This is a genomic window from Streptomyces sp. NPDC097107, assembly GCF_044762405.1.
Taxonomy (GTDB): Bacteria; Actinomycetota; Actinomycetes; order Streptomycetales; family Streptomycetaceae; genus Streptomyces; species Streptomyces thinghirensis.
Genome location: NZ_JBIWEF010000007.1, coordinates 248,702 through 265,997, shown reverse-complemented (window position 1 = coordinate 265,997; position 17,296 = coordinate 248,702). Strand labels below are relative to the sequence as shown.

Sequence of the window (17,296 nt, the reverse complement as noted above, 5' to 3'; positions counted from 1 at the left end):
CCTCGGCCCCGCCCCGCCCCCGCCCCCGCCCGCTGTCAGAGCAGCGGCTTGTAGAAGCTGTACCGCGTCGTCCCGTAGCCGAGCGACTCGTAGAGGCGCTCGGCCGCGGTGTTCCCCGCGAAGACGTTGAGCCCGATCAGTGGCCGGCCCGCGGCGATCGCCTGCGCCTCGGCCAGCAGCATCAGCGTGCGGCCGTGTCCCCGGCCCCGGTGGGCCGCGTCGGCCTCGACGTCGAAGACGAAGGCGCGGCCCTCGTGCAGCGCCAGCCACAGGACGCCGACCCGCGCCCCCTTGTGCTCCAGGACGCTGAACAGCATGTTCTCCGTGTCCAGCCCCTGCGGCAACAGCAACTCGTGATCACTGCGCGCCTTCTCGCGAGCCTCCGCCTCGGGCATTCCCCGCTCGATCCAGGTCCGGGCGTACTGCGCCGACTCGTAGGCCCGCCAGACGTCGAACTCGTCCCGTGCCATGGGCCGCGCTCGGCTGTCCGCGGGCAGGGCGGGCCGGGTGTCGCCGAGCTGCTTGGTCATGCCTCGGGTGCGCAGGACGTAGCCGAGCGCGGCGGTGAGCCGCAGACCCGCCACGGCGTCGGGGCCGACGGTCGCCTCGATCTGCCCGCAGCCCCAGCCCCGCGCGATCTCCTCGGCCGCGAGGGCGGCCACCGTGCCCCGGCCGCGCCGGCGGTCCGGCTCGTCGATGCGCAGCTTGTGGATCACGGCCACCGAGTCGCCGAAGGTCTTCGACGTGCCGAGGTGTATCGCGCCGACTGGACGGCTGTTCACGCACACCTGGTAGTGGCGGGAACGCGTTCCGTCGGCGGCGCGGTGAAGCGGCTCGGTCGGCCGCAGGGTGGTGGTCATCACGGGTGTTCTACCCGCCAAAGGTGTGAAGCGCAGCCCAATATCCGCGCTTACGGGTCCAGGTCGTCCCCGGACCGCTCCTCGAAGATCCTCACGGCCTTCGCGGTCACCGGTCCCGGGGCGCCCGGCAGTTCGCGGTCGTCGACGCGGTGCACGGCCTGCACGTCCCGCAGTGTGGAGGTCAGGAAGACCTCGTCGGCGCGGTCCAGGACGTCCAGCGGCAGATCGGTCTCGCGGGCACCGGTCCACTCGGCGGCCAGGGCGCGGGTGATTCCGGCGAGGCAGCCGGAGGCGACCGGCGGGGTATGGATCTCGCCGTCGAGGACGACGAAGACGTTCGACCCCGTGCCCTCGCACAGCTGCCCCACCGTGTTGGCGAACAGCGCCTCGGAGGCGCCCCTTTCGCGGGCACGGGCGAGGGCGACGACGTTCTCGGCGTAGGAGGTGGTCTTCAGGCCGGTGAGCGCGCCGCGCTCGTTGCGGGTCCAGGGCACCGTGATGACGGCCGTGGAGTCGGGGCGGCGGCCGGTCTCGCCGAGGGCGACGACGAGGGTCGGGCCGTGCTCTCCGCGGTCGGAGCCGAGCGGGCCGTGCCCTCCGGTGTAGGTGACGCGCAGCCGGCCCAGCGGCATGGGGTTGGCTTCGAGGACGGCGGCGCAGGCGCGACGCACCTCGTCGAGGTCGGGATCGGGCAGCCCCAGGCCGCGCGCCGAACGGGTCAGCCGGTCGAGGTGCCGGGTCAGCGCGAAGGGCCTGCCGGCCACCGCCTTCACCGTCTCGAAGATGCCGTCGCCCACGGTCAGTCCGTGGTCGAGGACGGAGACGCGGGCGGACTCGATGTCCTGCAGCCCGCCGTCGAGCCAGATCTTCACGTCAGTAGCGCCTCTCCGCTTCCGTTCACCTCGTACGCACCCGACGCTACCGCGAGCAGCCGGGACGCCTTGAGTTCGGTCTCCCGCCACTCTCCCTCGGGATCGGAGCCCCAGGTGATGCCGGCGCCGGTGCCGAAACGCAGCAGCCCCGCGGCTCGGTCGATCCAGAAGGTGCGGATGCCGACGGCCAGCTCGCCGGTCCCCCGGTCGGCGTCGACCCAGCCGATGCCCCCGCAGTACGGGCCCCGGGGCGCGGTCTCCAGGGCGTCGATGATCCGCAGGGCGCTGGACTTGGGAGCGCCGGTGACGGACCCGGGCGGGAAGGCCGCGTCGAGCAGCTCCGGCCAGCCGGCGCCCGTGCGCAGCTCGCCGCGTACCGACGAGACCAGGTGCACGAGACCCGGGTGCTTCTCGACCGCGCACAGGTCGGGCACCGTCACGGTGCCCGTGGCGCAGACCCGCCCGATGTCGTTGCGGACCAGGTCCACGATCATGACGTTCTCGGCGTAGTCCTTCTCCAGCAGGTCGGCCTCGGTCCGCCCGGTGCCCTTGATCGGCCCGGACCCGACGACCCGGCCGTCCCGGCGCAGGAACAGCTCGGGCGAGGCGGTGGCGATCTCGACGCCGTACCCGGGCAGCCGGATCGTTCCGGCGTACGGCGCCGGGTTGCCGCGGGCCAGCAGGGCGGTGAGGGCGTCCACGTCGGCGCCTGGGGCGACGGGCGCCGAGAGCACCCGGCAGAGGTTGGCCTGGTAGACCTCGCCGGCGGCTATGTGCTCGCGGATGCGCCGTACGGCGGCCGTGTACGCGGTGCGGTCGAGGGAGGACGCCCAGTCACCGACGGCCGGCCCCCGCCACTCTCCCGGTACCGGCGCCGGTACCGGGGCTGTCCGCACCTCGGCGAAGCGTGCGCAGGTCAGACGGCCTTCGAAGTCCGCGCAGACGGACCAGAAGCCCCTGGAGTCAAGGGCGGCGGGATCGCTCGTGACGTCGAGGAGACCGGTGGCGAGGCGGTCGCCGAAGCGGGCGAGGGGAGGGAGGACGGGCACACTGTCGAGTCTAGGCCGGTGGCCCGGAGGTGACCCGAACCTGTCCTTCCGGGTGCCCTGACCAGGTCCGCGACCGGACGCACCGCAGCACGCTGCACAAACGCGTTTTTGTACTGGCCCCGGAATCCGCTAGAGTTCATGACGTCGCCGGGACGCGCAAGCGGACCGCACCGACAGGCGGACGTAGCTCAGTTGGTAGAGCGCAACCTTGCCAAGGTTGAGGTCGCGAGTTCGAACCTCGTCGTCCGCTCGCAGGAAACAGGGGGCCTCCCGGGTCCCCTACACTCCTGGTGGAGTGGCCGAGAGGCGAGGCAACGGCCTGCAAAGCCGTCTACACGGGTTCAAATCCCGTCTCCACCTCCAAGGACGATTAGCTCAGCGGGAGAGCGCTTCCCTGACACGGAAGAGGTCACTGGTTCAATCCCAGTATCGTCCACTGGTCCGCAAGGATCACCGATCCGTATGGATCCCGCGCGATTAGCTCAGCGGGAGAGCGCTTCCCTGACACGGAAGAGGTCACTGGTTCAATCCCAGTATCGCGCACGCAGCACTCGCACCACCCCCAGGACGATTAGCTCAGCGGGAGAGCGCTTCCCTGACACGGAAGAGGTCACTGGTTCAATCCCAGTATCGTCCACACACCGAAGCCCCGGCCGTTCCGTACGGCCGGGGCTTCGTCGTGCGTCCGCTCGCTCAGCTGGAGAAGAGCATGCGGCCGAAGCCCTTCTGACGGTGGTGACCGTAGTGGCCGTGGTGGCCGTGGTGGCCGCCGTGCGGGGCGCCCCAGGCGGGGGCCGGAGGAGTCGGGTAGGCCTGCGGAGCGCCGGCCGGGTAGGCCTGCGGAGCGGCGGGCGGGGCCGCCGGCGGCGGAGCGGACTGGGACCACTGGGCCTCCAGGCGGGTCAGCGACTCCAGCTCGCCGTAGTCGAGGAAGATTCCGCGGCAGCCACCGCACTGCTCGATCTGAACGCCGTTGCGGTTGTAGGTGTGCATCGGTGCGCGACACTTGGGGCACTGCATGCTCGGCTCAACTCCTCGCCGGTCGGTCCTGCTTCGCGTTTCGTCAGGACAGACTCTGTCCGGCCGCGAGTCGGTTGCACCCTGCTTCGCGAAACTCCGGCTCAACCGCGTGGGGCGCGGGGGCCGATGGAGGCCATCCGGGCGCAGGCGTCGACCAGTGACCGTTCCACCTCGTCCAGGGGCCGGTCCGCCGCGACCGCCTTGGCGACGGCCCGGGCGGCGGTCTGCGCGGTGAGGGTGCGGGCCGGGACGTCCAGGGCGGGCCAGGGGTCGCCGTGCGGCGGGACGGCCGGGCCACCCGCCGCGCGATAGGCGGTCAGGAAGCGGTGCCAGTCGTCGGGCGGCAGCAGCCCGCAGGCGTACCAGGCCGCCGGGCGGGCCAGGTCCCAGGCCGGGACGCCGGTGCCGAGGTCGTCGACGTCTATCAGCAGCCAGGGGCCGTCGGGCGCGGGGTGGCGGATGAACTGGCCGAGGTGGAGGTCGCCGTGGCAGAGGGTGGCCGTGTCCGGCATGGCGGCCTCCCCGCGGGCCCAGGCGGGGAGGGTGGCCCAGGCGTGCAGCACGGGGGCGGCGGCGGGGTGGTGCGGGGCGGCGGTCCGGAGGCGGGCGACGGCTTGCGCGGCCTTCGCGGGGCCGCGCATGGGGGGTACGGCGACGGGGGCCGGAGTCCGGTGGAGGCGGGCGACGAGGGTGGCCGCGGCCTCCCAGGGCGCCGCGTCCGGGTCCTCCGGGTCCACGGGGGTGCCGTACGGCCAGGACGTGACGAGCCGACCGTGCAGCGCGACGGGCGTCGGGTCGAGCGGGGGCAGGAGGATGCCGGGGAGGCGGGCGGCGACGGTGACACGGAGGGCCAGCTCGGCGGGGTCGGCGTCCGCCGCGTGGGCCTTGGCGACGATGCCGGCATGCCGGACGACGGTGGCGTCGGGGCGGTCGGCCAGGGTGGCCCCGGCGAGGGGGGCGCCGCCGCAGGGGCAGTCCGGGGCTCCGGCGTGGGCCCTCTCCCTGACGCGGGCCGTCAGGGCGGGCAGGAGGTCGTCCGTTGTCACGGGCCGAGGGTACGCAGGCGTGCGCCCGCCGCCCCTGGGGTGTCCTTGGGATCTTGCCGGGGTCGCGGGGTCCGGCACGCGCATCTGCGGCGTTGTGGTCGGTTGCCAGGGCCTCGGCCCTGGAGGCAAAAGCAATGCCGGCGCAGCTCCCCAGCTGCGCCGGCATTTTGCCGTCCGCCGCACCCCCGTCCCCACGGGGTTTCATGGATGGATGTCCCCGCCCGGACCGCTCTTCCGGGCCTGGGGTCGCCGCTCAGCGCCCCAGCATCACACCCACGGACGACGCCTGTGTGGCCACTGTCTCCCACCCGTCGAAGACGAGGAGGAGCAGGACCGCCAGGGGCAGGGCCATGAGCGTCGCCACCGCGGGGTGGCGTCGCCCCTGACGGCGGCTTCGCCGCGTGCGGACCAGCGTCCGCGGTACCGTCTGGGCCATGGTCCCTCTCCTGACCGGTTCCGTTGTCTTCTGGCAGCGGCGGGCGTCTGACCTCGGGGGACGAGTGCTGCACCCGCCGCTTGACCTCAAATCTAGGCGTCCGGAGCTCCCTGGACGTCATGCCCTCGTACCGATTGCCGGGCCTCCCGGAGGATGAGCCATGACCAGCGGTGTACTCCCCTGGGTGGAGACCGGGACCCGCATCTCGGGGTCTTCCCGGAGGGGGAGCCCGCCGTGCCCCGGTATCTCCGCGCCGCCCGGTGACTTCGCTCACTTCCGCCAGGTCCGGGCGCACCCCTGCCTCCGCCCCGCGCACGGCCTCGTCCGCCGCCACGCCACGGGCGGGGGTCGCCTTACCGGTGCCCTCCACCGCCTCCACCCGCTCCACCTCCCCCAACCCAATGGCCGCCCGGTGGCGGGCGGTTGGGATCACCGGCGGATCGGTGCCGAGCCGCTCCCACGTTTTCTGACCGCTCCTCAACTCTCGCACCCGGCACTGACAATCCGTCGTCGTGAGAGGGCGCGGCCTCTGCGCGCGGGCGGCCGTGGAAACGTAAGCTGTGGCTCGTCACAGGGACCGGGCAGCGGGGATGAACATGGCGATGATGCGCCTGAGGCGCGAGGACCCGCGCGTCGTCGGCTCGTTCAGGCTTCACAGGCGGCTCGGCGCGGGTGGAATGGGCGTGGTCTACCTGGGCTCCGACAAGAAGGGGCAGCGGGTCGCGCTCAAGGTCATCCGGCCCGACCTGGCCGAGGACCAGGAGTTCCGCTCACGGTTCGCCCGCGAGGTCTCGGCGGCCCGGCGCATCCGTGGCGGCTGCACCGCCCGGCTGGTCGCCGCGGACCTGGAGGCGGACCGGCCGTGGTTCGCCACGCAGTACGTGCCCGGCCCCTCCCTGCACGACAAGGTCGCCGACGGAGGCCCGCTCGGCGCGGCGGACGTCGCCGCGGTGGGAGCGGCCCTGTCCGAGGGACTGGTCGCCGTGCACGAGGCCGGGGTGGTGCACCGGGACCTGAAGCCGTCCAACATCCTGCTGTCCCCGAAGGGGCCTCGGATCATCGACTTCGGCATCGCCTGGGCGACGGGGGCCTCCACGCTCACGCACGTCGGCACCGCGGTCGGCTCCCCCGGGTTCCTCGCGCCGGAGCAGGTGCGCGGCGCGGCGGTCACACCGGCCACGGACGTGTTCTCGCTCGGCGCCACACTGGCGTACGCCTCGATGGGCGACTCTCCCTTCGGGCACGGCAGTTCCGAGGTGATGCTGTACCGCGTGGTGCATGAGGAGGCCCAGCTGCACGGCGTCCCCGACGCCGTCGCCCCGCTGGTACGGGCGTGCCTGGCCAAGGACCCGGAGGAGCGCCCCAGCACGCTGCAACTGTCCCTGCGGCTCAAGGAGATCGCCGCCCGGGAGGCCCAGGGCCTGGCCGACGTACGGCCGCCCGCGCCGCGCAGCGGAGAGGCGGACCTGCCCACGGGACGGCTCGCCGACACTTACCCCGAGCGTGCTCGGCGGCGGCCGCAGGGCCGTCCGGGCGCACCGGGCACGCCCGCGCCGCGGAGCGCGCCGGGGGCCCGGGGCCCGGCTGCGGCACGCGGTGGCGATCCGTCGCGCGGTGCCGACCCGGCACGCGGCGGTCCGCCCTCCCGCGGTGGCACGCCGTCCCGCAACGGGTCCGCCGCCCGGGGCGGCAGCGCCTCGCGCGGTGGCGGAGCGGGGGCGAGGTCCGGGTCGCGGCCCACTCCCGCCTCCCGCAACACCACCGGCCGGAACTCCTCCCGCCACGACAGCGGCGGACGCCCCGCGCCGCGCAGCGGAGCCGGCCGCACGGCACCGAGGACCACGGGAACCCGTTGGCGACGGCCCGCCAACCCGCGGCTGCTGCGGCAGCGGCTGTTCGTGTTCGTGGTCGTGACACTGCTGGTCGCGCTGGGCATCGCCGCCGCGCAGGGCTGCCAGGGGCCGGCGCGGGGTCTCGGCGACGACCGGGACGGGGTACGAGCGCAGCAGGAGCGGGTGGAGGTGCGGACGCAGCAGGAGCGGGCGGACGTGCGGACGCAGCAGGAGCGGGCGGACGTGCGGACGCAGCAGGAGCGGGCGGACGTGCGGACGCAGCAGGAGCGGGCGGACGTGCGGACGCAGCAGGAGCGGGTGGACGTGCGGAGCCACTCTTCCGGACGTCGGGCGTCCGGGCGGTAGACGGGCGGGGGCAGACCGTCGACGGACTGTGGACGGACCGGCCGGGGACGGTCGACGACCGGCCTGAGGTCCTCGGCCGGGTGGCAGAGTGGTCGGCGCACGGGCCGGTCGGCCGGTCGGTCTGCCGGTCGGTCGGTCGGTCGGTCGGTCGGTCTGCCGGTTCTACGCCGAGGGCCGGCCCGTCGCCACCGCGTAGAAGGCGACCGCCGCCGCCGCGCCCACGTTGAGGGAGTCGACGCCGTGGGACATCGGGATGCGGACCCACTCGTCGGAGGCCGCAAGGGCACGCCGGGAAAGGCCGTCGCCCTCGGCGCCCAGCATGAGGGCCACCCGGTCCATCCGGTGCGGGGCGACCTCGCCGAGGGCCTTGGCGCGGTCGTCGGGGGTGAGGGCGAGGAGCGTGAAGCCCGCCTCGCGGACCGTCTCCAGGCCGGTCGGCCAGGTGTCCAGGCGCGCGTACGGCACGGAGAAGACCGCGCCCATCGAGACCTTCACGCTGCGCCGGTACAGGGGGTCCGCGCAGTCCAGGGAGAGCAGGACCGCGTCCATGCCGAGGGCGGCCGCGGAGCGGAAGATCGCGCCGATGTTCGTGTGGTCGTTGACCGACTCCATCACGACGACCCGGCGGGCGGTGGTCAGGAGGCCGGCCGCCGTCGGCAGCGGCTTGCGCTGCACCGAGGCGAGCGCGCCGCGGTGGACGTGGTAGCCGGTGACCTGTTCGGCGAGCGCCGGGTCGACCACGTACACCGGGGCGGGGGCCTCGTCGATGATGTCGCGCATGGTGTCGACCCACTTGGCCGAGAGCAGCATCGAGCGCATGGTGTAGCCCGCTTCGCCGGCCCGCCGGATGACCTTCTCGCCCTCCGCGATGAACAGGCCCTCGGCGGGTTCGCGCCTGCGGCGCAGTTCGACGTCGGTCAGGCCGGTGTAGTCGTGCAGGCGCGGGTCGTCGGGCTCGTGGATCGTGATGAGGTCGGCCACGTCACGCCGCCCCGTGCGGGCCGACGCCGACGACATCGCCGACGACGATGACGGCGGGTGGCCTGACCTCCTGCGCGACGACCGTCTCGGCGACCGTGGCGAGAGTGGCGTCCACCCGCCGCTGGGCCGCCGTCGTGCCCTCCTGGACCAGGGCGACCGGGGTCTGCGGGGACTTGCCGTGCGCGACGAGGGTCTCGGCGATCCGGCCGATCTTGTCGACGCCCATGAGGATCACGAGCGTGCCGGTGAGTCTGGCGAGGGACGGCCAGTCGACCAGGGAGCGCTCGTCGTCGGGGGCGACGTGCCCGCTGACCACGGTGAACTCGTGGGCGACGCCCCGGTGGGTGACCGGGATGCCGGCCGCGCCGGGAACCGAGATGGAGCTGGAGATGCCGGGGACGACGGTGCACGGGATGCCCGCCTCGGCGAGCGCCTGCGCCTCCTCCATGCCCCGGCCGAAGACGAATGGGTCGCCGCCCTTGAGTCGTACGACCGCCTTGCCCTGCTTGGCGTGCTCGATCAGCGCGTTGTTGATGGCCTCCTGGGCCATGAAACGGCCGTACGGGATCTTCGCCGCGTCGATGACCTCGACGTGCGGCGGCAGTTCCGCGAGCAGGTCGCGCGGGCCGAGCCGGTCCGCGATGACGACGTCGGCCTCGGCGAGCAGGCGGCGGCCGCGGACGGTGATCAGGTCAGGGTCGCCGGGGCCGCCGCCGACCAGGGCGACGCCGGCGGTGCGGGTGCGCTGGTGCGGGGCGACGAGGGTGCCGTCGCGCAGGCCCTCCACGACCGCGTCGCGGATGGCGGCGGTGTGGCGGGGGTCACGGTGGCGCGCGCTCGTGGTGAGTACGGCGACGGTGACGCCCTCGCTGTGGCCGGTCGCCGGGGTCCACGCCGTGGCCTGGTCGGCGTCGTCGGACCGGACGCACCAGACGCGGTGGCGCTCGGCCTCGGCGGAGGCGGCGGCGTTGGCGTCGGTGTCGCTGGTGGCGATCAGGGCGTACCAGGCGTCCGCAAGGTCGCCGTCCGCGTACGGGCGCTGCTCCCAGGCGATTTCACCCGCGTCCGCCATGGCCTCGACAGAGGGGGTCGCCTCGGGAGAGACGAGGCGGATGGCCGCGCCCGCCGCGATGAGGGCGGGCAGGCGGCGCTGGGCGACCTGCCCGCCGCCGAGGACGACCACGCGGCGGCCGGTGAGGCGGAGGCCTACGGGGTAGGCGGGGTGTTCGGCCATGAGGGAGGGCTCCTCGTCCTGGCGTGCGGTGGGCGCTGCGGCGATGGAGCGGCCCTGACGTGGGGATACGTGCGGATTCTAGGAGACGTGCGGAGGTGGCACGAGGCCGGTCCAGCGTACGGCGGGGCCAGGGGCGGGACGGCGGTGACGGATCACCGGCCGCGCCGCCCCTCTCCCGCTCACCCGCGGGGCTACTTCTCGGTGACGCCCGCCGAGTCGAACGTCGCGACCTCGTGCATCGCCCGCGCGGTGCTCTGCACCATCGGCAGGGCGAGCAGCGCGCCCGTGCCCTCGCCGAGGCGGAGGTCGAGGTCGACCAGCGGGCGCAGGCCCAGCTTGTTGAGCGCGGCGACGTGGCCGGGCTCGGCGCTGCGGTGACCCGCGATGCAGGCAGCGAGGACCTCGGGGGCGATCGCGCGGGCCACCAGGGCGGCGGCGCCGGCGCTGACGCCGTCCAGGATCACCGGCGTGCGCAGGGAGGCGCCGCCGAGCAGCAGACCGACCATGGCCGCGTGCTCGAAGCCGCCGACCGACGCGAGGACGCCGATGGGGTCGGCCGGGTCGGGCTGGTGGACTTCCAGCGCGCGGCGAACGACCTCGGTCTTGCGGGCCAGCGTCTCGTCGTTGATGCCGGTGCCCCGGCCCGTGACCTCGGCCGGGTCGGCGCCGGTGAAGACGGAGATGAGCGCGGCGGACGCGGTGGTGTTCGCGATGCCCATCTCGCCGGTGAGCAGCGCCTTGTTTCCGGCCGCCACCAGGTCGCGGGCGGTCTCGATGCCGACCTCGATGGCCTGCTTGGCCTCCTCGCGGCTCATCGCGGGGCCGGTGGTCATGTCGGACGTGCCGGCGCGGACCTTGCGGGGCAGCAGGCCGGGCGTGGCGGGCAGGTCGGTGGCGACACCGACGTCCACGACGCACACCTCTGCGCCGACCTGGGAGGCGAAGGCGTTGCAGACCGCTCCCCCGCCCAGGAAGTTGGCCACCATCTGGGCGGTGACCTCCTGCGGCCAGGGGGTGACGCCCTGGGCGTGCACCCCGTGGTCGCCGGCGAAGACCGCGACGGCAGCGGGCTCCGGGATGGGCGGCGGGCACTGGCGGGACAGGCCGGAGAGCTGGGCGGAGATGATCTCCAGCATGCCGAGCGCACCGGCCGGCTTGGTCATGCGCTTCTGCCGCTCCCATGCCTCGCCGAGCGCCTTGGCGTCGAGCGGGCGGATCTGTGCGACGGTCTCGGCAAGCAGGTCGTGGGGGTCCTCTCCGGGCAGGGCGCGTCGGCCGTACGTCTCCTCGTGCACGACCCAGGACAGCGGGCGGCGCTTGGACCAGCCGGCCTGCATCAGCTCGGGCTCGTTTGGGAACTCGTCGACGTACCCGACGCACAGGTAGGCGACGACGTCCAGGTGTTCGGGCAGGCCGAGGGCGCGGACCATCTCGCGCTCGTCGAAGAAGCTGACCCAGCCGACGCCGAGGCCCTCGGCGCGGGCGGCGAGCCAGAGGTTCTCGACCGCGAGCGCGGAGGAGTACGGCGCCATCTGCGGCTGGGTGTGCCGGCCCAGGGTGTGCCGGCCGCCGCGCGTCCCGTCGGCGGTGACGACGATGTTGACCGGGGTGTCGAGGATGGCCTCGATCTTCAGTTCCTTGAACTGCTTGGCCCGGCCCTTGGGAAGGGACTTCGCGTACGCCTCGCGCTGACGCGTCGCCAGTTCGTGCATGGCGCGACGGGTGTCGGCGGAGCGGATGACGACGAAGTCCCAGGGCTGCGAGTGGCCGACGGAGGGCGCGGTGTGGGCAGCCTCCAGGACGCGGAGCAGCACCTCGTGCGGGATGGGGTCGCTGCGGAAGCCGTTGCGGATGTCACGGCGTTCGCGCATGACCTTCAGGACGGCCTCGCGTTCGACGTCGTCGTAGGCGGGTGCCGCCGGACCGGCGGACTGCCGTACTTGCGCCACGGCGGCCGGGTGCGCGTCGTGCGACTCTTCCTGATCGGCGGCGCGCGTCTCCAGGTCGTCGGCGCTTTGGGCGACCTCGGGGCCGGCCTCGCGCGGCGCGGGGACCGGGGCGACGGGGTCCGGCGCCTGGGCGTCCGCGCGGGCCTCCGGGGGGAGGAGGACGGACTCGGGCGGCGTCGGGGCGAGGTGCGGGGTGGTGGGCACCTGACCGCCGTCGACCGGCACGAACCGGCCGACGGGCTGAGCGTCGGGCGCGGGCTGAGCGTCGGGCCCGGGGCCGGGTTCTGCGTCGACGGTGCCCGTCGGTGTCACGTCGGACTCCACGGGTCCGGGCATGCCGTGGGGCACGTCCGCGTCCTGCGGTACGGCGACGTCAGCGAGGGACTGGGGGCCCTGGGCCGGCTGCGGCTCGTCCGGGAGGGGCTGGACTTCGGCGGCGGGCTGGACGTCCGGCTGCCGTCCGGTGTCCTCGGGCACGGACAGCGCCTCCGGCTCGGGCTGGACGTCCGACTGTCGTCCAGTGCCCTCGGGCACGGACAGCGCCTCCGGCTCGGGCTGGACGTCCGGCTGTCGTCCGGTGCCCTCGGGCACGGACAGCGCCTCCGGCTCGGACTGGACGTCCGACTGTCGTCCAGTGCCCTCGGGCACGGACAGCGCCTCCGGCTCAGGCTGGACGTCCGACTGTCGTCCAGTGCCCTCGGGCACGGACAGCGCCTCCGGCTCAGGCTGGACGTCCGGCTGTCGTCCAGTGCCCTCAGGCACGGACAGCGCCTCCGGCTCGGGCTGGACGTCCGGCTGTCGTCCGGTGCCCTCGGGCACGGACAGCGCCTCCGGCTGCGGGTGTGCCTGTGCCTGTGCCTGCATCGGCTGTACGGCCGTTGCCGGTACCGGCGCCTCCGGGGACGGCTCCGGTCCGGCGTGGTGGGACGGCGTGATCGCGTCGGGTGCCTGGCCGACCGCTGGTGCGTCGGGTGCCTGGGGGTCGAGGCCTGCGGGTGCCTCGGCGAGCGAGGGCCCGGGGGTCTCGGCCGGCTGGACGGGCTCGGGCGTGGGTGCTTCGGTGGCCTCGGCGAACTGCGGGTCCTCCGGCACCGGCTGCGCGAAGACCTCTTGGGCGGGCTGAGCGTCCTCGACGGGCTCGGGCGCGGGCTCCGGAGTGACCGCCTCGGGAACCGGTACGGCTCCCCCCACGGGGCCGGGGCCGGGTTCCGGGCCGAGCCCGGCGGCCTGCTCCGCCTCGGCCTGCGGGAGGGACGCCCCCTCCATCGCGGCCCCCGGCACTACTGCGGCCGCCGCCGGGCTCTCACCGTCGGCGTTCGGCGTCCCCGGGTCGGAGGTGGCCTCGTCACCCGGCACCGCGTCGGCACCCACGGGACCGACGGCACCGTCGGCCTCGGCCTCGGCGACGTCGTCGTCGGCGGCGGCGTCGTCGTCGTCGGCCACGGTCTCGGTCAGGGCTTCGGCGGCGGCGACGTCAGCGGCGGCGGCGACAGCCGGAACCCCGGCCTCGCCGGCTGCGCCGGACATGCCGACCTCACCGGGATCGCCGACTTCGCCGGTCGCGTCAGACGCACCGGAACCACCGACCTCGGCCTCTCCGGTCGCCCCGCCCGTCGCCGCCACGGCCTCCGTGGCCACACGGGCGACGGCCTCCGTAGCCACGGCCTCCGTGGCCACGCGGGTCACGAGTGCCTGGGCCGCGCCCACCGGCTCGGGCACCTGTTCCGGTACCGGAACAACCGTTTCCGCATGCGCCGCCCCGTGACTCACCGGGGACTGCGTTCCCCAGTGCGCCGCCCCCTGCGGTGGCATCACGGCCGCCTGCGGAACGTCGAGGTACTCGGGACCGGCGGTCGGCGGGCCGGAGTGCCGCACCGGCGCGTCGGCCGGGCCGCGGTCGGCGAGGGAACGGACCGGGCTCGCGGAGGTGTCGGGGATCGGCGGACCGAGGTGCAGCGGCCTGCGCGGCGGCACCGGCGCGGACGCGGGCTCGGGTGCCGCCTCCGGCTCCGGCAGGCGGACGCCGCCGAGGTCGACCGAGCCGCTGTCGCGGCCGGACATCTCGTGCGGGCCCGGCTGGTGCACGGTCTCGACGACCGGCTCCGGCGCGGGCGGCGCGACCTCGTTGCCCCAGGCGCTCTGGGCTCCCGGCAGCAACAACAGGTCCTCGTCCTCGGCGGTGGTCTCGGAGAGGTAGGTGTACGCGCCGGGTGCGGGGACGCCCGGCTGCTCCACCATGCCTGCGTTCTCCGGCAGCCCCTCGCCCGGGATCTGGCCGGTGTCGGTCATGCGTAACCCCTCGCCCATCGGTTAGTGCTTCTACGACCAGCTACACCCGGGACGGCGCACCGACCGCCCCGCAGTGAAGAACGAGCGTGCGTGCCCAGCGGCACGAACGACCCGCCGGAAAAGACGACAAAGCCATTGAGTGGCATTGTCGCGGTCGTTCCCCCGCCACGACAGCTTGATCCGCGACGGCCCGCTGTGGACTGCGCCACGTTGCGCGTCCTCCGGTTCTGCCGTACCACACCCAGCCCGGATGGGGCGGGTTTTTACGGACATTGACCGACGAAGTGCCGGGTGTCCGAGTGCGGTACAACAATCCGCCAGCCTACCCCGCGCGGTATGACAAGCCGATCACGGGGCGCGGTCCGGGAGGACCCCGCTGAGCAGGAATACGACGCTCCGCTCGGTCTCCGTCCAGGCCCGGGTGTCGAGTCCGACGGACTGCAGCAGGGCGCACTCGACCCGGTAGCCGTGCTCCGTCAGGTCCCTGCCGACGAGTTCGGCCGCGTCGCGGGTCGCGGCGTGCGCGACGATGCGCTGCGGCCGCCGGTCGGCGACCGCGGAGACGACGGCCGCTCCCCCGCCGCCGACCCGGACGACGTCGGGCTCGGGGAGGTTCTCCAGGACGTGCGGAGCGGTGCCGTGCACGATCTGGAGCTGGGCGCCGAAGTGCCGGGCGCCGGCCTCGGTGCGGGCGCAGGCGTCCGGGTCGCGGTCGACCGCGATGACCGCGGCACCCGCGCGGGCGGCCTCGGTGGCGAAGGCGCCGCTGCCGCAGCCGATGTCCCACACCAGGTCGCCGAGGCGCGGGCCGAGCCGGGCTAGTTGGGACACGCGGAGCAGATCGGTCTCGCCCTCGCCGAGTTCGCCGGCGTACGCCTCGGCGGGCAGGGCCCAGCCGCGCGGGCCGGCGGCGGGGTCGCGGCCGGCGACCCAGCCCGTGCCGTCGGTCGCGGTGCCGGGGCCGATGCTTCCGCCGGCGACGATGACGACGTTCGGGTCGCGCCAGGTGTGGTCGGCGGCCTTGTCGGAGGTGACGACGGTGACCCGTTCGCGGGTGGTGCCGAGTTCCTCGCAGATGACGAAGGTGCGGTGGACGCCCTCCATCAGCAGGCCGAGTTCGGCGGGGCCGGCGCCCGGGGAGGTGAGGACCGCGACCTTGGTGTGGGCCCGGCATACGTTCACCGCGCGCCGCAGGGTGCGGGGGTGGGCGACGACCACATGGGCGTCGTCCCAGGGCATTCCGGCGCGCGCGAAGGCGGCGGCCACGGCGGAGACGGCCGGGACGACTTCGACCTCCAGGCCGAACTCGGGTGCGCGCAGTGTGCGTACGACGCCGAAGAAGCCGGGGTCGCCGTCGGCCAGTACGACCGCCGTTCCGCGGTGGGCGGCGATGCGGCGGGCGGCGAGGGCGACGCTGCCGAGGCGGACGCGCTCGGCGGCGGGCGGTACCTCGGGAAGTGCCAGGTGGTGGCCGGCACCGGCCACCAGCGTGGCGGCGCCCAGTGCGGAACGTGCCGCGGCGGTCAGCGGCGAACCGTCCCATCCGATCACCGTGACCCGGTCGGCCATCGTCGTCAGTCTCCAGGGTTTCGCAGGTCGTGGTCGCGGAACCGTTGGCCGGCGCGCCCCGTGAGGGTACCTGGTGCGGCCTGGGGCGGGGCGGTGGCGCGGTCGGAGCCCCCGCGGATCAGTTCCAGTCGGTGAAGGTGGTGAAACCGTCGTTGTCGGTCAGTGGCCCGGCCGCGCCCTCGAGGTCCTCCGGCAGCAGGCTCCACACGATGAAGTCGGTGCGGACGTCCCTCCAGACACCGTCGTCGGTGCGGACGCGGGCTATGCAGGCGTTGCGCAGGACGCCCTCGCTGATGCAGCCGATCTTCTGGGCGACCTGCTGGGAGGCGGTGTTGCCGGCGGCGGTGCGCAGCTCGACACGTTCGAACTTCTGGTCGCCGAAGAGCCATTGGGCGGTGGCGAGCGCCGCCTCGGACGCGTATCCCTCACCCCGGGCCCAGGGGGCGACGATGTACCACAGCTCGGTGGACCGTACGTGCCAGTTGGTGCTGGCCAGCCGGATGACGCCGACCAGGCGCTGGGTGAGGAACTCGGTGACCGCGAGGTCGAGTCCCCGGCCGGATGTGCGCTCGGCGGGGGCGTGGTCGCCGATCCAGGTACCTGCGGCCTGCTCGGTGAAGGGCTGGGGAACGTGGGTCCAGGCGGCGACCTGCTCGTCGTTCATCATGGCGGCGAGGGCCGGGACGTCGTCCTCGTCGAGGGGGCGCAGCACCAACCGCTCCGTGCTGATGGAGATGTTGGGGAAGGTGCTCGTCATGCGCCGCTCCGTAACCTGTGTGACCGTCAGGGCCTACTCGAACTGCCCAGCATGCAGCATGAAAGCACTCAACCACACCACGGGGTCCGCCCCGGTGCGGAGCGGACCCCGTGCGCGACGGACCCCGTGCGGGACCGGCGGTGCGATCAGAAGGAGGGCAGGACGGCGCCGGCGTACTTGTCCTCGATGAACTTCTTCACCTCGGGCGAGTTGAGGAGCTCCGCGAGCTTCTTCACGCGCGGGTCGTCCTCCTGGCCCTCCTTGACGGCGAGGAGGTTGCTGTTCGGGTTGCCCTTGGCGCTCTCCAGCAGGAGGGAGTCCTTGGCCGGCTTCAGGTCGGCCTCGATGGCGTAGTTCCCGTTGACGACGGCCGCGTCCACGTCGTCCAGGGAGCGGGGGGTCTGGGCCGCCTCCAGCTCCTTGAACTTGAGGTTCTTCGGGTTCCCGGTGATGTCCGAGGGCGTCGCCGAGGTGCCGACGCCGTCCTTGAGCGTGATGAGCCCGTTGGCCGCGAGCAGTTGCAGGGCGCGGCCCTCGTTGACGGTGTCGTTCGGGACGGCGACGGTCGCGCCGCTCTTCAGGCCGTCCGCCTTGTCGACCTTGTGGGAGTAGAGGCCGAGGGGCTCCAGGTGCACGTCGACGACGGACACGATGTGAGTGCCGTTCTTCTTGTTGAAGTCGTCGAGGTACGGCTGGGTCTGGAAGTAGTTGGCCCCCACCGAGCCGTCCTCCGTCGCCGTGTTCGGCGTGACGTAGTCGGTGAACTCCTTGACCTCGAGGTCGAGGCCCGCGTCCTTCGCCAGGTCGTCCTTGACGTAGTTCAGGATCTCGGCGTGCGGGGTGGGGCTCGCGGCGACGATCAGCGGGCCGGAGGTGTCGGAGGCGGCGTCCTTGCCCGAGCCGCAGGCGGAGAGTCCGAGGGTGAGCGCCCCGGCGGCGAGGACAGCGGTGGTGATCTTGGCGGTGTTACGCACGAAAAGTGCCTTTCCTGATGAGGTGGTGCGACCCCGTCGCGGGTGGCGGGGAGTCCGGTGAA

General features: G+C 73.8%; 13 protein-coding genes and 5 tRNA genes. 6 read left to right on the top strand and 12 right to left on the bottom strand.

Annotation, left to right across the window (positions count from 1 at the left end; genetic code table 11):
* Positions 1 to 35: 35 nt before the first annotated feature.
* From ACIQ1J_RS18985 to ACIQ1J_RS18975, 3 genes are read right to left on the bottom strand one after another with little or no spacing between them, the layout of a single operon-like run.
* Positions 36 to 860 carry a GNAT family N-acetyltransferase gene (locus ACIQ1J_RS18985; protein ID WP_403557982.1) on the bottom strand — a complete coding sequence of 275 codons (825 nt, stop codon included), beginning with the start codon at positions 858 to 860 and terminating at the stop codon, positions 36 to 38.
* 50 nt (positions 861 to 910) lie between these two features.
* Entirely contained in the window at positions 911 to 1,732 is an 822-nt protein-coding gene (locus ACIQ1J_RS18980; RefSeq protein WP_403557980.1) for an aminotransferase class IV, read from the bottom strand.
* Positions 1,729 to 2,781 (bottom strand): chorismate-binding protein, encoded by a 1,053-nt coding sequence (locus tag ACIQ1J_RS18975; RefSeq protein ID WP_403557978.1) that lies wholly within the window; start codon positions 2,779 to 2,781, stop codon positions 1,729 to 1,731. The genes ACIQ1J_RS18980 and ACIQ1J_RS18975 overlap by 4 nt, the downstream gene beginning before the upstream one ends.
* A 177-nt stretch (positions 2,782 to 2,958) precedes the next feature.
* Between ACIQ1J_RS18975 and ACIQ1J_RS18970 the strand changes: the two genes are divergently transcribed.
* From ACIQ1J_RS18970 to ACIQ1J_RS18950, 5 genes are all read left to right on the top strand, one after another.
* Positions 2,959 to 3,031: transfer RNA gene (locus ACIQ1J_RS18970), tRNA-Gly, on the top strand.
* 39 nt (positions 3,032 to 3,070) lie between these two features.
* Positions 3,071 to 3,144: transfer RNA gene (locus ACIQ1J_RS18965), tRNA-Cys, on the top strand.
* A gap of 1 nt (position 3,145) precedes the next feature.
* Positions 3,146 to 3,217: transfer RNA gene (locus ACIQ1J_RS18960), tRNA-Val, on the top strand.
* A gap of 35 nt (positions 3,218 to 3,252) precedes the next feature.
* Positions 3,253 to 3,324: transfer RNA gene (locus ACIQ1J_RS18955), tRNA-Val, on the top strand.
* A gap of 22 nt (positions 3,325 to 3,346) precedes the next feature.
* Positions 3,347 to 3,418, top strand: a tRNA-Val gene (locus tag ACIQ1J_RS18950).
* Between the two features lie 56 nt (positions 3,419 to 3,474).
* Here ACIQ1J_RS18950 and ACIQ1J_RS18945 read toward each other — a convergent pair.
* From ACIQ1J_RS18945 to ACIQ1J_RS18935, 3 genes are all read right to left on the bottom strand, one after another.
* Positions 3,475 to 3,801, bottom strand: coding sequence for a zf-TFIIB domain-containing protein (locus tag ACIQ1J_RS18945; RefSeq protein ID WP_403557976.1), 327 nt, complete (start codon positions 3,799 to 3,801; stop codon positions 3,475 to 3,477).
* Positions 3,802 to 3,902: 101 nt separating this feature from the next.
* Positions 3,903 to 4,847, bottom strand: coding sequence for a phosphotransferase family protein (locus ACIQ1J_RS18940; RefSeq protein WP_403557974.1), 945 nt, complete (start codon positions 4,845 to 4,847; stop codon positions 3,903 to 3,905).
* 253 nt (positions 4,848 to 5,100) lie between these two features.
* A complete protein-coding gene (locus ACIQ1J_RS18935; RefSeq protein ID WP_310874268.1) occupies positions 5,101 to 5,283 on the bottom strand; it encodes a hypothetical protein in 183 nt (60 codons plus the stop codon).
* 590 nt (positions 5,284 to 5,873) lie between these two features.
* Here ACIQ1J_RS18935 and ACIQ1J_RS18930 point away from each other — a divergent pair.
* Positions 5,874 to 7,481: a protein kinase gene (locus ACIQ1J_RS18930; RefSeq protein WP_403557971.1), complete on the top strand. Its 1,608-nt coding sequence runs from the start codon at positions 5,874 to 5,876 to the stop codon at positions 7,479 to 7,481.
* A 162-nt stretch (positions 7,482 to 7,643) separates the two neighbouring features.
* Here the strand turns inward: ACIQ1J_RS18930 and ACIQ1J_RS18925 are convergent, their stop codons facing one another.
* The 6 genes from ACIQ1J_RS18925 to ACIQ1J_RS18900 all read right to left on the bottom strand — a co-directional run bounded on the left by ACIQ1J_RS18925 (position 7,644) and on the right by ACIQ1J_RS18900 (position 17,234).
* Positions 7,644 to 8,462 carry a TrmH family RNA methyltransferase gene (locus ACIQ1J_RS18925; protein ID WP_403558238.1) on the bottom strand — a complete coding sequence of 273 codons (819 nt, stop codon included), beginning with the start codon at positions 8,460 to 8,462 and terminating at the stop codon, positions 7,644 to 7,646.
* A 1-nt stretch (position 8,463) separates the two neighbouring features.
* Positions 8,464 to 9,696, bottom strand: a complete 1,233-nt coding sequence (cobA, locus tag ACIQ1J_RS18920; protein ID WP_403557969.1) for a uroporphyrinogen-III C-methyltransferase — start codon at positions 9,694 to 9,696, stop codon at positions 8,464 to 8,466.
* Positions 9,697 to 9,887: 191 nt separating this feature from the next.
* Complete coding sequence (gene cobT / locus ACIQ1J_RS18915; protein WP_403557967.1) at positions 9,888 to 13,934, bottom strand: nicotinate-nucleotide--dimethylbenzimidazole phosphoribosyltransferase; 4,047 nt, start codon at positions 13,932 to 13,934, stop codon at positions 9,888 to 9,890.
* Between the two features lie 348 nt (positions 13,935 to 14,282).
* Positions 14,283 to 15,503, bottom strand: coding sequence for a precorrin-6y C5,15-methyltransferase (decarboxylating) subunit CbiE (gene cbiE, locus ACIQ1J_RS18910; RefSeq protein ID WP_403557965.1), 1,221 nt, complete (start codon positions 15,501 to 15,503; stop codon positions 14,283 to 14,285).
* A gap of 118 nt (positions 15,504 to 15,621) precedes the next feature.
* Entirely contained in the window at positions 15,622 to 16,260 is a 639-nt protein-coding gene (locus ACIQ1J_RS18905; protein ID WP_403557963.1) for a GNAT family N-acetyltransferase, read from the bottom strand.
* A gap of 146 nt (positions 16,261 to 16,406) precedes the next feature.
* Entirely contained in the window at positions 16,407 to 17,234 is an 828-nt protein-coding gene (locus ACIQ1J_RS18900) for a MetQ/NlpA family ABC transporter substrate-binding protein (protein ID WP_403557961.1), read from the bottom strand.
* Positions 17,235 to 17,296: the final 62 nt, after the last annotated feature.

Bases quoted from the DNA above. Each gene is read 5' to 3' on its own strand.
- ACIQ1J_RS18985 (WP_403557982.1), bottom strand. From the start codon at position 860: ATGACCACCACCCTGCGGCCGACCGAGCCGCTTCACCGCGCCGCCGAC.
- ACIQ1J_RS18945 (WP_403557976.1), bottom strand. From the start codon at position 3,801: ATGCAGTGCCCCAAGTGTCGCGCACCGATGCACACCTACAACCGCAAC.
- ACIQ1J_RS18935 (WP_310874268.1), bottom strand. From the start codon at position 5,283: ATGGCCCAGACGGTACCGCGGACGCTGGTCCGCACGCGGCGAAGCCGC.
- ACIQ1J_RS18930 (WP_403557971.1), top strand. From the start codon at position 5,874: ATGAACATGGCGATGATGCGCCTGAGGCGCGAGGACCCGCGCGTCGTC.
- cobA (WP_403557969.1), bottom strand. From the start codon at position 9,696: ATGGCCGAACACCCCGCCTACCCCGTAGGCCTCCGCCTCACCGGCCGC.
- cobT (WP_403557967.1), bottom strand. From the start codon at position 13,934: ATGACCGACACCGGCCAGATCCCGGGCGAGGGGCTGCCGGAGAACGCA.
- cbiE (WP_403557965.1), bottom strand. From the start codon at position 15,503: ATGGCCGACCGGGTCACGGTGATCGGATGGGACGGTTCGCCGCTGACC.
- ACIQ1J_RS18905 (WP_403557963.1), bottom strand. From the start codon at position 16,260: ATGACGAGCACCTTCCCCAACATCTCCATCAGCACGGAGCGGTTGGTG.